The sequence below is a fragment of the Vagococcus fluvialis bH819 genome, assembly GCF_900163795.1.
Lineage (GTDB): Bacteria > Bacillota > Bacilli > Lactobacillales > Vagococcaceae > Vagococcus > Vagococcus fluvialis_A.
The window spans coordinates 176,232-190,737 of the sequence record NZ_FWFD01000003.1; the positions used below are offsets into that span (position 1 = coordinate 176,232).

11 protein-coding genes and 2 other annotated features are annotated in these 14,506 nt (G+C 32.5%); of the genes, 2 read left to right on the top strand and 9 right to left on the bottom strand.

What is annotated here, in order from left to right:
- Positions 1-38 precede the first annotated feature (38 nt).
- Positions 39-2,630: a glycoside hydrolase family 65 protein gene (locus FM121_RS01180; RefSeq protein WP_086950327.1), complete on the bottom strand. Its 2,592-nt coding sequence runs from the start codon at positions 2,628-2,630 to the stop codon at positions 39-41.
- Between the two features lie 241 nt (positions 2,631-2,871).
- Between FM121_RS01180 and treP the strand changes: the two genes are divergently transcribed.
- The gene (treP, locus tag FM121_RS01185; RefSeq protein WP_086950328.1) at positions 2,872-4,824 is read left to right on the top strand and encodes a PTS system trehalose-specific EIIBC component; all 1,953 of its coding nucleotides are present in this window, start codon (positions 2,872-2,874) and stop codon (positions 4,822-4,824) included.
- 80 nt (positions 4,825-4,904) lie between these two features.
- Here treP and FM121_RS01190 read toward each other — a convergent pair whose 3' ends face one another.
- The 4 genes from FM121_RS01190 to FM121_RS01205 form a co-directional block, all read right to left on the bottom strand.
- The gene (locus FM121_RS01190) at positions 4,905-7,139 is read right to left on the bottom strand and encodes a bacterial Ig-like domain-containing protein (protein WP_086950329.1); all 2,235 of its coding nucleotides are present in this window, start codon (positions 7,137-7,139) and stop codon (positions 4,905-4,907) included.
- A gap of 126 nt (positions 7,140-7,265) precedes the next feature.
- Positions 7,266-8,111: a MetQ/NlpA family ABC transporter substrate-binding protein gene (locus FM121_RS01195; protein ID WP_086950330.1), complete on the bottom strand. Its 846-nt coding sequence runs from the start codon at positions 8,109-8,111 to the stop codon at positions 7,266-7,268.
- A 16-nt stretch (positions 8,112-8,127) separates the two neighbouring features.
- On the bottom strand, positions 8,128-8,808 hold the full coding sequence (locus tag FM121_RS01200; protein WP_086950331.1) for a methionine ABC transporter permease: 681 nt from the start codon (positions 8,806-8,808) through the stop codon (positions 8,128-8,130).
- On the bottom strand, positions 8,808-9,881 hold the full coding sequence (locus FM121_RS01205; protein ID WP_086950332.1) for a methionine ABC transporter ATP-binding protein: 1,074 nt from the start codon (positions 9,879-9,881) through the stop codon (positions 8,808-8,810). Before FM121_RS01205 ends, FM121_RS01200 begins: the two co-directional genes overlap by 1 nt.
- Before the next feature lie 59 nt (positions 9,882-9,940).
- Positions 9,941-10,178 (bottom strand) — a binding site (T-box leader).
- A gap of 35 nt (positions 10,179-10,213) precedes the next feature.
- Positions 10,214-10,457 (bottom strand) — a binding site (T-box leader).
- A gap of 144 nt (positions 10,458-10,601) precedes the next feature.
- Here FM121_RS01205 and FM121_RS01210 point away from each other — a divergent pair.
- A complete protein-coding gene (locus FM121_RS01210; RefSeq protein ID WP_086950333.1) occupies positions 10,602-11,261 on the top strand; it encodes a carbonic anhydrase family protein in 660 nt (219 codons plus the stop codon).
- Positions 11,262-11,319: 58 nt separating this feature from the next.
- Here the strand turns inward: FM121_RS01210 and FM121_RS01215 are convergent, their stop codons facing one another.
- The 4 genes from FM121_RS01215 to FM121_RS01230 form a co-directional block, all read right to left on the bottom strand.
- Positions 11,320-12,234, bottom strand: coding sequence for a DMT family transporter (locus FM121_RS01215; protein ID WP_086950334.1), 915 nt, complete (start codon positions 12,232-12,234; stop codon positions 11,320-11,322).
- Between the two features lie 60 nt (positions 12,235-12,294).
- Positions 12,295-12,681, bottom strand: coding sequence for an Rrf2 family transcriptional regulator (locus FM121_RS01220; RefSeq protein WP_086950335.1), 387 nt, complete (start codon positions 12,679-12,681; stop codon positions 12,295-12,297).
- Between the two features lie 112 nt (positions 12,682-12,793).
- Positions 12,794-13,330, bottom strand: a complete 537-nt coding sequence (locus tag FM121_RS01225) for a biotin transporter BioY (protein ID WP_086950336.1) — start codon at positions 13,328-13,330, stop codon at positions 12,794-12,796.
- Positions 13,331-13,411: 81 nt separating this feature from the next.
- Positions 13,412-14,392, bottom strand: coding sequence for a biotin--[acetyl-CoA-carboxylase] ligase (locus tag FM121_RS01230; protein WP_086950337.1), 981 nt, complete (start codon positions 14,390-14,392; stop codon positions 13,412-13,414).
- Positions 14,393-14,506 lie beyond the last annotated feature (114 nt).

Below are 14,506 nucleotides of genomic sequence, written 5' to 3' on the forward strand. Positions count from 1 at the left end.
AAGGCGAGCTTCTTGATATGCAATCTGAAAAAAAGAAATTAATAGTTAATCACATTATTTTCCTTTGCTTTTAAAGACACACATTCGGAACCAATCATAACTGAACAGTCTTTATTCACATAAATAACTATTGTGTTTTTAGTTACAGTAACTTTAAAATGAATTAATTGTTTACTAAAGGTAAAACTTAACTCTGACCATTGTTCTGGTAAATGCGGATTTAATTTAATCAAATCTCCTCGTATATCAAGACCAGCAAATGCAGATAATGTGATATGCAACGTTGAAGCCATGACGCCAGTATGAATTCCTTCAGCTGTTGTTCCACCCTGAATATCTCGATAATCTGAATAAAGAGCCTCTTGATAGAGTTTCCACGCTAATTCACGATCATCTACCATTTCAGCTAACTGGGAATGAACTACTCTAGATAACGTTGAGCCATGGGATGTCCGATTTAAATAATACAATAGGTTCTTTTCTACATAGTCTTCTGGTAAATGATAGTTTAGAGTCGTCAATAATTCAGTCACTTTCTCTTTTGGAAAATTATAGAAAATCATCAAACTATCCGCTTGTTTAGCCACCTTGTAATCATCTGGCGATTTTCCTTCAGCATTCAAAATACGATCCATTCTGTAAACATTTCCGTATTTATTTTGATAATAATCCCAGTCAATTTCTTTCAAATTGAAATAACCTTCAAATTGAGCAATAACTCCAGCTTCATTAATATCTAGTTTTAATTTTTTTTGAATATTATTAATTGTTTCAAAATCAAGATTCACAGCTGTAAGACTCTCTTTTTTTACTATCGGCATGATACCTAGTAACCAAGTTACCATCAAGTTAGTATAGGCATTATTATCTAATCCACCTTCTTTGCTGCCAGAATATGCTTCATGAAATTCATCCGGACCCATAACACCTTTGATTGAATAGCGATCTTTCTTTTCATCATAGGTTGTCAATGATAACCAAAATTTAGTTATTTCTGTTAACATTTCTGTACCATAATTATTTAAAAAATCCTGATCTTTCGTGTATTGATAGTATGACCACACATTATAGGCAATCGCTAATGAAACATGGCGTTGTCTGCGACTATGGTCTTCTTTCCATTCTCCGCTTAACGGATTAAGATGTAATTTTTGTGATTGCTCTCTTCCATCTAATCCTGATTGCCACGGGTACATTGCTCCTAAATGGCCCTCTTCTTTCGCTAATTGTTTTGCCATCTCTAAACGGTCATAACGATACATTAATAATTGTTTCGCTGTTTCCGGAAAATGAATGATATAAAAGGGTAGCATGAATAATTCATCCCAAAAAATATGACCACGATAAGCTTCACCATGTAATCCTCTAGCTGTAATAGAAGCATCTAAGTCTTTATTACCATTTGGCGAAGCTGAACTTAACATATGATAAGTATGAAGGTTTAGCATTTTTTGCGACATCAAATCACCAGTAACTTTAATGGCCGCTTCTTCCCACAATTTTTCCCATTCTTTTTCTGATTCCAAAAGTAAATTAGTATATTTGGGAAACTCATTTAAAGCTTTATCTTCGGTTTGATTTTTGGTCATAAAAACGATTTTTTCAACAGTCAACCATTTATCTGCTTCAGCAGTTATCGTAACTTGTTGTTTTATTTTTTTATCTAATATTTGATTATCTAGTTTATTTAAATTAATGTCTTGGCTTAATAAACGACTTTCTTGGTACACTTCAATATTAGATTGATTGGTTCTAACTAAAAGAGACGCTTTAGCACCCTCTACTTTTTTATCTATGACTGTTAAATGGTGATTCGTTAACTTACGGTAGCGTTCCACATTATAATTATTAACATCCCCATCTAATTCTGAAACAAATTGAATGTCACTAACTAACCTATCTAATTTAAAGGAATACTGAATACCATAATAATTTCTTTGTGACATACTTGCCATCTTATTTACGCAAATAGAAAGTAGCGCCCCATTTTTTAGCATTATCTCACTATTAATTGTTAGCTCACCTGTTTTTAAATTTAGTGTGCGTTTAATTGAATTTAAATCATTATCTTCGATCGTAATTACTTCACCATCAATAATTAAATACATTTTTTGACCATTAGGAAGATTTACAAAATCTTCATTTTCAATTGTTGTATTGTCCACCAGTGATTCAGCAGTATTATAAACACTTGCCACATATGTTCCAGGATAATTACTATCTGAAATTAACATCTCAGGACTAGTTCCTCTTAAGCCAAGATAACCATTTCCAACCGTTAATAAAGATTCGATTGAATACTCTTGTTTTCCTTTTGGATAGTCAAAATAAGTTAATTCAAAAGGATATGATTCTCGTTTATTTTGAATCTGTTTTTTCAAATCTTTAGTTTCATCATTTAAAACGACTGGTATATTTAAATTTTCGGTTAATTTGTAAAGCACCTCAGTTAATTCTTTTTCCTTTAAAGAGACATTGAAAAAGACAGCACCTTTTATTTTTTTCTTATAAATGATTTGCTTAACTTCTTTTAATTCTTCTTCTGTTGTTAATTGGTCAATAGAAATCACTATTTCTTTTGTGTCACTTATAGCATCTGATTTTTGCTCATAAATTTTTAACACGTCCATAAACACACCCCTTATACTTGTATATACATTTATGAATTTATAATAGCAAATAAATGGCGATTTTACAATTTAAAATTTGTTTTATAAAATAACACTTTTTATAAAACCTTATAAAATAAAGGTTTTCATCAATAAAAAAACTTTTTTATATAAAAACGCTTGCAAAAAATCAGAAAAATAGTTATGATTAATTTGTAAAAACAACTTGGATAGACAAGTTAATAAAAAAGGAGTGACAAACATGGGAAAGTATCAAAAGGAAGCTCAAGATTTACTTGAATTTATTGGTGGTAAAGAAAATATTGCCGCAGTCAGTCATTGTGCCACTCGTATGCGCTTTGTTTTAAACGATCCGAGTAAAGCAGATGAAGACAAAATCGATGACATCCCAGTCGTCAAAGGGATGTTCACCAATGCTGGACAATTCCAAGTTATTATTGGAAACGATGTACCTGTTTTCTTCAATGATTTTTCAGCAGTTTCTGGTATTTCAGGTGTTTCAAAGGACGCTGGAAAAGAAGCAGCTAAACAAAATCTAAACGTGATTCAACGGATAGTTTCTGTCCTAGCAGAAGTATTCGCCCCTATTATTCCTGCAATTATTATTGGTGGTTTGATTCTTGGTTTTAGAAATTTAATGGATGGTGTTCCAATTAGTGCTTTTGGTGGTCAAACGATTATTGAGCATTCACAATTTTGGGCAGGTGTTCATGGCTTCTTATGGTTAATTGGTGAAGCTATCTTCCATTTCTTACCTGTTGGTATTACTTGGAGTATCGCTAAAAAAATGGGAACCACTCAAATTTTAGGAATTGTGCTAGGGATTACTTTAGTTTCTCCACAACTTCTAAACGCTTATGGTGTAGCTTCCACTGCAGCTGCTGATATTCCAGTTTGGGACTTTGGTTTTGCACAAGTTCAAATGATTGGCTATCAAGCACAAGTTATTCCGGCTATGTTAGCTGGTTTTATGCTAGCTTATCTCGAAATTTTCTTTAGAAAATATGTACCTCAATCAATATCAATGATTTTTGTACCATTCCTATCACTAGTGCCTACAGTTTTAGCAGCTCATGTTATCTTAGGTCCAATTGGTTGGGCAATTGGTAGCCAAATTACTAACGTGGTTTCTATGGCTATTGACTCAAGTTTTGCATGGTTATTTGGAATTATCTATGGAACATTCTATGCTCCATTAGTTATCACTGGTTTACATCATTTAATGCTAACCATTGATTTACAAATGATTGCTGATTTGAAATATACAACACTTTGGCCAATGGTTGCTTTATCAAATATCGCTCAAGGTTCTGCTGTACTTGCGGTGGTTTACTTGCACAGAGGAAACAAAAAAGAAGAACAAGTTTCAATTCCTTCTACTATTTCCGCTTACTTAGGCGTTACTGAACCTGCCATGTTTGGGATTAACTTAAAATACTTATACCCATTCGTTGCTGCAATGATCGGTTCTGGTATTGCTGGATGTTATATCACAGTGATGAACGTTAAAGCAATGGGTGTTGGTATTGGTGGATTACCTGGTATCATTTCAATCCAAGCTGGTTCTCAACTTCACTTTGCCATTGGAATGCTAATTGTTATCGTGGTTCCATTTGTCCTTACTATCTTCTTTAGACAACGTGGTATTTTAAACAAATTAGATCCTGTCGGTGGAGTGGTCGATGCGCCTACGTTGACAGAAGAACCCACTGTTAACTCAGGAACTGTAGAAATTGGAACTGAAAGTTTTTACGCTCCTGTAAACGGAACTTGTATTTCAATTACAGAAGTGCCAGACCCAGTATTTTCACAAAAAATGATGGGTGACGGTTTTGCTATTAAACCAACAGATACTAACGTTTACTCACCTGTTGAAGGTAAAGTAACTAATATTTTCAATACAAAGCATGCAATCGGTATCACTTCTAATCTAGGGATTGAAGTTTTGATTCATATGGGATTAGATACAGTTGAACTTGATGGTAAACCTTTTGAGGTTAAGGTTGCTGAAGGTGATAGTGTCACAATGAATACGTTAATCGCTACAATGGACCTAGAAGCTGTTACAAGTGCTGGTAAACAAACTGACATTATTGTTGCTTTAACAAACGTTGATAAAGCACCTTTGATGACACTAAACAAAACAAATACAGTAACTCATTCTGAATTAATCGGAGCAGCAGATGTACTATAAAGTCTACCCTACTTCAAAAATAAAAAAAGAGCTACAGCAGACTTTTCAAAAGTTCTACTGTAGCTCTTTTTCTATCTCTCTTACAGTTCTTCTTTTCTTAGTTTTAGAAGAAGAAGAGCTCCTACCCCAATGACTAAAGAAATACCGCCTACGAAGAGTTTTAGATTTTCCTTCGTTCCTGTTTGAGGCAATGTTTTTCTAGTCGTTACAGGATACGTCTTTTTCGTTGTCTTTGTTGTTGGTTTAACTACTGCTTTAGTTTTCTCTTTTACAGTAATGGTTGCTGTTTCAGATTTGTCAGCTAGTGTATAAACTACCTTATAAGTACCAGGTTTTTGAGTATCCACTGATCCTTTAACTTTAATATTTTTAGCCACATCTTTCCAACTTTGATCCACACCATTCGTTAAACGAGCACTTACAAAGTTATCTTTGGCTTCCCATTTGCTACCATAATTAACAGTTGTATTTTTCAACGTAATATTTTGAACTTTAATAACTTCCATGTCCTTAACAGTGACTTTGGCTGTTGCTTCTTTGTCTTCATATTTATATGTTACTTTGTAAGTTCCGGCTTGCTGATTGTTAACTTTCCCCGTCACCTTAATATTTTTTTCAACATCTTTCCATAGACGTTTTGTACCATCTGACATCAACACATGATTGAAGTTATCTTTTGCTTCCCACTTAGTTCCACGCGGTAAGTTCGTATCTTTAACTGAAATTTCTTGAACTTTTACTATTTCTTGAGCTTTAACATTTACCGTTGCTGTGGCTGATTTATCTTCATAAATGTAAACCACTTTATATGTACCAGCTTTTTTAGTATTGACGTCTCCTGTTACTTTTAATTTCTTTTCAACGTCTTTAAATTCTCGCTTAGTTCCGTCTGACATTAGTACGTAGTTAAAGTTATCTTTTGCTCCCCATTTAGTATTTAGATCAAGCGTTGTATCTTTAACTGAAATTTCTTGAACTTTAATAACTTCTTGAGCTTTAACATTTACCGTTGCTGTAGCTGTTTTATCTTCATAAGTATAAACAATTGGGTAAGTTCCAGATTTTTTAGTATCAACTTGACCTTTAACTTTTAAGTCTTTTGAAACGTCTTTAAATTCTCGCTTGGTTCCATCTGACATTAGTACGTAGTTAAAGTTATCTTTGGCTTCCCATTTAGCATTTAGATCAATCGTTGTATCTTTAACTGAAATTTCTTGAACTTTAATAACTTCTTGAGCTTTAACATTTACCGTTGCTGTAGCTGTCTTTTCACCATACGTATAGACTACTTCGTACGTACCAGGCTTCGTTGTGTCAACTTTGCCAGTAACAAAAACGTTCAGTCCAACTTCTTCCCATGTTTGTTTTTTACCATTCGATAGCAAAATATAATCAAAATTATCTTTTGCTTCCCACTCAGAATTAGCTTCTAGTGTTGTATTTTTTACTTTTATTTCCTGAACAGTAATCACTTCTTTGGCTTCGACTGTCACTGTAACCGTTTGTTTTAAATTTCCATACTGATAAGTTATGTTATAGTTACCAATTTTACTTGTATCAACACTACCAGTAACAATTAAATCTTTAGCCACTTGATTCCAACTTAAGACGGTCCCATCTGATAAGATAATACTTTGAAAATTAACATCTGGTGACCATTTATCCCCTACTTTTAGCTTGCTGTTAACTAGCTTTAATTCAATAGGTTCTATCTTTTTAGCAACAATAGTGACTTCAGAAATAGCTTTTAATGTACCACTGGTGAAAGTTACGTTGTATTTCCCTGGTTGATTGGTATTAACTAAATTATCAACTTTAATTAATTCAGCGACATCTTTATATCCGAGTACATTTCCATCTGTTAATACTGCTGATTCAAATGATTGTGACACATCATATGCTTGTCCTTGAGTGAGCGTCACATTTTTAACTTTTAATTCTTTTAAGGAAACTTTAGGTTTTGGCTTTTCAATCACTTCAATTGTTGCTATTTGGGTGATTTTATTCCATGTGTAAGTGACAGGATATTTACCAACTTTAGTCGTATCAACAATCCCTTTTGTTTTAACATCTTTACCGATGTCCTTCCAAGTTAATTTATTACCTGCATCATCTGTTGCTGATACAAAGTTAAACTCAGTAGACCATTTGTCACCTACTATCATTTGGCTATTCTTGACAGAAAAGGAAGATTTTACTTCTTTTTTTACTGTGTTAGTATTGACCTTTTTAGGGGCTGTAGCAGCTAGAGAGACGACTGGAGAGACAAAAGATAAGAGATACAGAGCAACAACAGCTAATCTAAACTTTTTCATTTTTGTTCACCCTTTCTTCTATATGTGGTACTTAGCTTATACATATATACTAGCACATTTTGTAACACAATTGTAATATTTCAGTGAAAAAATAAACTTTTATTTACAATTGGTATAGATATTAATTTATTTTCTTCCAAATGTTTCCCATGCAGGAAAGCTAGTTTCTTTAGATGTTTTCTCAATAACTTTCTTTGTGTCTTCTGTCTGATAAGCATCTACTATTTTTTGATATACTTTATTATTTTCATCTTCTTTTCTAGCAACAATAATATTCACATAAGGTTTTGATTTTTCATCAACAGGTTCTTCGAAGATGGCATCTTTATGGGGATTGAAACCAGAATCAACAGCCACTCCACTATTAATCACTGAAATATCCACATCTTGCAGTGCTCTTGCTGTTTGAGCAGCATCTAATTCTGTAATTTTAAATTTCTTTTTATTTTCTGTGATATCTGAAACAGTAGGTGCTTGACCTTTACTTGGATCGACTTTTATTAAATCAGCTGTCTGTAGTAATAATAATGCTCGACCACCATTCGTTACATCATTTGGTATAGAGATTTCTGATCCTTCTTTAAGTTTTTTAAGATCTTTTATTTTTTCAGAATAAATTCCCATCGGAGCATTCACTGTATTACCAATAGAAACTAAATCTGTTTTATGTTCTTTGTTATAATTATCCAAGAAAAACTGATGCTGAAATGCATTTAAATCAATTGATCCATCTGCCAAAGCTCCATTAGGTTGATTGTAATCACTAAACTTAACATACTCTAACTTGATTCCTTCATCTTTCAAACGACTTTGAACGTCATCCCAAACATCTGTGTCAGCACCAATTACACCTAATTTAACTATTTTTTGTTCGTTCTTGCTTCCTTTAGCTTTAGCATCTCCCTTAGAGCATCCTGCTGCAACTACTGTAATTGCTAATAAGATTAAACTTGCTTTTAATATTTTTTTCATGATATTTATCCCCTTTTTAATGGCTTATTTTTTTTATTATTTTATTACTTGCCCATTGACTTGTAAAAACTAAAATTAAAATTAATAATGTAGCGACTACTGTAATATCTGTTTGAAATCTGTTGTAACCTCTTGTCACTGCTAAGTTTCCTAACCCTCCAGCTCCAACTGCTCCAGCCATCGCTGTAAATCCAATCACATTAATGACAGTTACAGCAGACACTCGAACAATTCCAGGTAAACCTTCTATTAAATAAACTCTAAATAAAATACCTACTGGTGAAGTTCCCATAGATTCTGCGGCTTCGATGACACCTGGATCAACTTCTAAAAGAGTATTTTCGATTTGACGCGCATAGAAAGGAACTACACCTATGATTAACGGAACTAAGGCTGCCGTTTCTCCGATAGTTGTTCCAACGATAAAACGTGTCACAACACCTAGTAAAGTAAGTAAAATGATAAAAGGAATCGATCTCACCGTATTGATGATTTTATCTAATGTATTATAAAGCCACTTATTTTTAAGAAAGCCATTTGGACCGATGATAATTAATAATAAACCAAGTAGTATTCCTAAAATACCAGCAATCAGCGTTGTCCAAAAAACCATGTAAATAGTTTGGACCGTGGCTTCTAAAAATTCATTTGGTATCTTTGAGGCATTAGGTAGTAACCGTTGAATGTTCTCTTTCATTAAAAGCCTCCTTCTACTAAAGAAATAAGTTGTTTTTCATTAGTTTTTTTGATTGTCTTAACTTTAACTTGTTGTTTTTCTAGATAACTCAAAGCCCTACTTCTTTGTGTACTGTTTCCTTTTAAATTGACAATTAAGTGACCAATTGGTGTCTCTTGGATAATTTCAATATTGCCATAGAGAATATTTGTTTTAACTTGGAACTTACTGTATAAATCTGCAATCAACGGTTCTGCTGTCTGATTTCCTACATAAGAAAATTCTACTAACTCTTCATCAGGTGCTAAACTAGATAAAACTGGATGAGTTAAAATTGTTTCTAAAGCCTGATCTACGTGAGTCGCTGTTTTTATAAAATCTTGAGTCAATTGTTTTTCCGGATGGCTAAACAGATCAATTGTTGTTTTCTCTTCAATGACTTCTCCATTTTCCATTACTGCAACTCTATGACAAATATTTTTAACAACTTGCATCTCATGAGTAATTAAAACAATTGTTAAGTTTAATTTTTCATTAAGCTCTTGTAATAAATCTAAAATTTGACTAGTTGTTTTGGGGTCTAATGCGCTTGTGGCTTCATCACACAATAAAATTTCAGGATCGTTCACCAATGCTCTAGCAATCGCTACACGTTGCTTTTGTCCTCCTGATAATTGATTAGGGTAAGATTCTATCTTATCCTCTAAACCAACTAATTTTAGTAAATCTAACACTTTTTTTCGGCGATCAAGTTTTGATAATTTTGAATACTTTAATGAAAAATCAACATTGTCATAAATAGTGCGTTGATTCATCAAATTAAAATGTTGGAAGATCATTCCGGTTTTTTTTCGTTCTTCTCGTAATTCTTTGTTGCTTAATTTAGTTAAAGAGGTGCCTCTTACTTTAACTTCTCCACGAGTTGGACGTTGTAATAAATTAATCACTCTTACTAAAGTGCTTTTCCCAGCACCTGAATAGCCTACAATGCCATATATTTCTCCTTTTTCCACACTTAGAGAAACCTCTCTAACTGCTTGTATTTCTTTTTTTTCTTGCTTAAAGGTTACGTCTATATTTTCTAATCTAATCATTTTCCCACTCCTTTTATATAAATAAAAAACGCCCTCAAAAACACTGCCTAAACAATGCTTTTGAGGACGTTTTTAACGCGTTACCACCTCATTTTTAGCTACACTCACATGTAACTACTCTTCAAGTACTATCATACTCTAGCGTGATAACGGACGCTGCCGTTTTATTCTTATCACTTACGACTCGAATAAAATGCTCTTAAGCCATTTTCAACTAACTCTTCATTGCTTCTTTTCACCAATCGAAGCTCTCTTTAAATGAATTATTTAGTTTACTTACTTAATCAATGCTTTTTGGATATAAAAAAAGCCCCTTTACTAGCCTAAGCTAATAAAAGGGCGAATATTCTTCGCGGTACCACCTTTTTTTAGAAACTTTACGTTTCCCTCAAACTAACGCTCTAATCCATGCTAGAGTTATTAGTGCTCTTGATATCGGTGAGCAACCCGTCAACCGCCTACTTATCGACGATTTTCCTCCAAGGCCATTTTCTAAATAATTTGTCCAATCTTTTTCACCAACCAAGATCTCTCTACGCAACTTATTATTTGTACTTTCCTCTTCACTGGAATGTGTTTCTGTATTGATTAATAATTTACCGTAATCAAAAGAAGAAGTCAAGTACTTTTTTTTAGTTAATTTAACACTTTATATTTGTACATTTCATTTTTTTTAGGTAAAATTGTCACAACTTATTATTTATTAAGGAGTTCAAAAGTATGAAAAAAATTAAATTTAATGCGGTTGATTGGGATTATGAAAAAAAAGAAGAATGGGTTTGCCCCTCTCATCAATACCAATCTCCAATAGATATTGTCAACAATGATACTCAACCTATGAATGATGACGGTGATATCATCTTACGTTACAGAAAAAAAATGAATGCTATTGTGAATACAGGTTATTGTGTCCAAGGTTATTTAAACGGTGTAGCTTCTATCAATAATCGAAATTTCGAATTTCAACAATTTCATTTTCACGCTAAGGGAGAGCATACAATTGATGGAAAAGACTTTCCTTTAGAACTCCATTTAGTTCATCAGTCTGAAAGTGGTAAAATGGCTGTCATCGCAATCCATTTTGAAATTGGAACAGAAAATCCAACTATTGATAATATCTTAAATCATTTGGATGAATCTGATTTCGATAATCATATTAATCTTTTAGATTTAGTCCCTAAAAATTTGGATTATTATCACTATTTAGGCTCTTTAACAACACCGCCATTGACTGAAAATGTAGAATGGTATGTTCTGATTGAAGCCATGACTCTTTCTAAAGAACAACTTAGAAAAATAACGACAATTCATAAAGATAATTACCGAGAAACTCAAGATCTTGGTCCAAGAAAAGTCCTAAAAAAAGTCTTTAATCAATAACTATAACAAAAAAATGCTAGACAAAATTATTTTAAATTTTGTCTAGCATTTTTTACTTTTACACTAAAAATAAAGCAATAACAATCATTAAAATAGACATATATTGCATCGGCATTACGCTTCTTTTTTTCAATCCAAAAATTCCTAAGTGATCAATTAGGGTCGCCATAACCAGTTGTCCTAATATAAAAATAATCGTTGTAAGAATAGATCCTAGCGTATGGATTACTAGAATATTTCCTCCGACAATAATAATTCCAAACAACCCGCCTATATAAAACCACCACGGTAAATTATTTCCCTCTGAATCAATTTTGGGAATTGTTATTTTTTTTTCAATTATTAAGAGTAATAAAACTAATATGATAGCTCCAATAAAAAAAGATAAAAATGTTGAAAGTAACACAGAATGAGTAGCCACTCTTAATTGTCCATTAAAAGCTGCTTGGAGTGGGGGAAAAGCGCCTGCTAGAACACCTAAAAATAGCCATTTTTTAGAAATTACCTCTTCTAAATTTGATTGATTTTTACTTTTCTGAAACAAAAAAATAGCAATCAACATCATGCCAATTCCAAGTAAACGACTTCCAGTTATCGCTGATACAGGCATACCTAATAACCCGAAGTGATCAATCAACATCCCAGTAACCATTTGTCCAGTTATCGTAACCATAGTCGTGATCATAGCGCCTATTTTAGAAAACAGAATAATATTAGCAACATTATAAATCACACCTGCAATCGGACCTCCTAGAAATACTAATGGTGACACAGATGTATCAATATTAAAAAATGACTTAAAATTAAACAAAATAACTAATAAAAATAAAACAATACTTCCCACTGAAAAAGCAATTAAAGAAGCTGTCAGAGGATTTTTAGTGTAACTTCCTAATCTAGAATTGATGGTTGCTTGAACTGGGAAACAAGCTCCCGCTATTAAGCCTAAAATTAAAAAAATAAATATATTCATACCAACGCTCCTATTAAAGATATTTAATATCCGTGATTAAAGAAATAATGAAGTACTTTACTAATTATTCAGTAAAGTACCCAACGTTTGGTTCTTTAAAACTTCTTCCATTTTGGTTTCAGCTTCAAACATCACTTTTTTTATACTACAATTAGGATCCTCATGAACATAACACTCAAACAAAGACTGTCTACCCTCAATTGCGTGTACAATATCTAAAAAAGAGATATCTTGCCAGTTTGAAGATATTCTGTAACCTCCTTTAACACCAGAAGTCGCTTTAACTAATCCTTCTTTAGATAGTTTGGTTAATATCTTAGAAAGATAAGTTGGTGAAATATTTTGCTTTTCAGCTAAATCAATTACACTAACGGTTTCTCCACGTCTCGATTGACTTAAAAAAAGCATTGTATGCAGTGCATAATCAGTTGCTTTAGAATATTTCAATTTATTCACCTTCAATCACAGATATTTGTAATCTATAATATCGTCAATAGTATTTTTTGTCAATAAAAAAAGATTATGCATACTTTTCTATGCTTAATCTTCTCAATTTTATTTAATTAGGCAATTTTTTTAACATTAAGTTTTGTAATTTTTTTCCCACCAACATGATAAAGCCAATTTTTATTAATGTGGTTGGGATAAAAGGTAAGACACATGCCGTGAATGCAACCCATAAAGAGTTGGATGTCATTAACGAAAAATATAACATTCCGACCAAAAAATTAAGTAGGGAACCTGTTAATAACCATAAAAAAACGCTAGATTTATTCTTTTTTTGTGAAGCAATGCCTGCACAAATGGCTAATAATGGAAACGACAATATAAAGCCACCAGTCGGGCCTAAAACAATGCCTAAACCTCCAGTAAATCCTGCAAATACAGGTAAACCAATCATGCCTAAAATAATGTAGATGATAGATACTAATGTCCCTTCTTTTTTTCCTAATAATAATGCCACTAAAGGAATGATAAATGTCTGCATCGTCATTGGCACGCCATATGGCATAGGAATACTGATTTGAGACATGACAATTGTTAATGCTGTGAATAGTCCAATACGACTAATTTGTGCGGTTTTAAAAGTGTTCATATAAATTGATTGCCCCTCTCTTTTTATTATTATAAAAAGAAAGCAGTGTATTGTCAACTTAAAAATATAACAAGTTGACAATTAATCTAGTATGATTCTTATTTCACCTGAACTAAACTTTTTTCTATTTCCAGATTGAGTTTCTATTATTAATTGCCCTTGATCATCAATATCGATTACTTTAACCTTATAACTTTCTTGACCTTGTTGAATCATGACATTTTTATTTAAGACAATCGATTTTTCTTTATATCTAGCCATTAAATCAGTAATAGATAATTCTTTATGAGCTGTTAGTAATTCTTCTAGTAAAGTAGCGACTAATTTATTACGATTGATCGATATTTCGTTTTCTTTAAAAATAGAGCCTGCTTTTTGTTTCACTTCTTCTGAAAAAACAGTGTCACTTGTTGAAATATTTAAACCAATTCCCAAAACGATCCATTCAATTTGACCACTTTCAAAATCTGTGACCGCTTCCGTTAAAATACCACATATTTTTTTTTCATTATAAAATAGATCATTGACCCATTTAATACCGATTTTTTTCCCAGTTAATTCTTCGATAACATTAGAAACAACTACGGCAGCATATGCTGTAACGGTGGTCGGTTCATTGTAAGTTAGTTCTTGAGGTCTTATGATTAAACTCATATAAACCCCTGTGTTCTTAGGTGATTCAAAAGAACGTCCATATCGACCCTTGCCATCTGTTTGCTCATTTGCTACAACTAATGTGCCATGTATTGCTCCTTCTGCTGCTAATTCTTTCGCCCTTTTATTGGTTGAATCAATCACATCATAAAAAATAATTTGATTGTTCAACTCAGGGATTGATATATTTTCAATAATACCAATAGCTGAAAGCTGATCACTATTCTCTGATAAGCAGTATCCTTTATTGGTTATGGCATCAATCTCAAAACCGTCTAATTCTAACTGTTTAATCGCTTTCCAAACTGAATTTCTTGAAACTTCAATTGCTTCTGCAATTTTTGTACCAGAAATATAAGTCCCTTTATTTTTCTCTAAAAAAGCTAAAACTTTATCTTTAGTTTTCATCAATTTTCTCCCCTCTTACCTATCACTCAAAATTTTCTTTATTATAACATGAATAAAAAAAGAAGGGTGACAATTAAGCCATCCTTCCACTTATTTTTATAATTGTTGTGATTC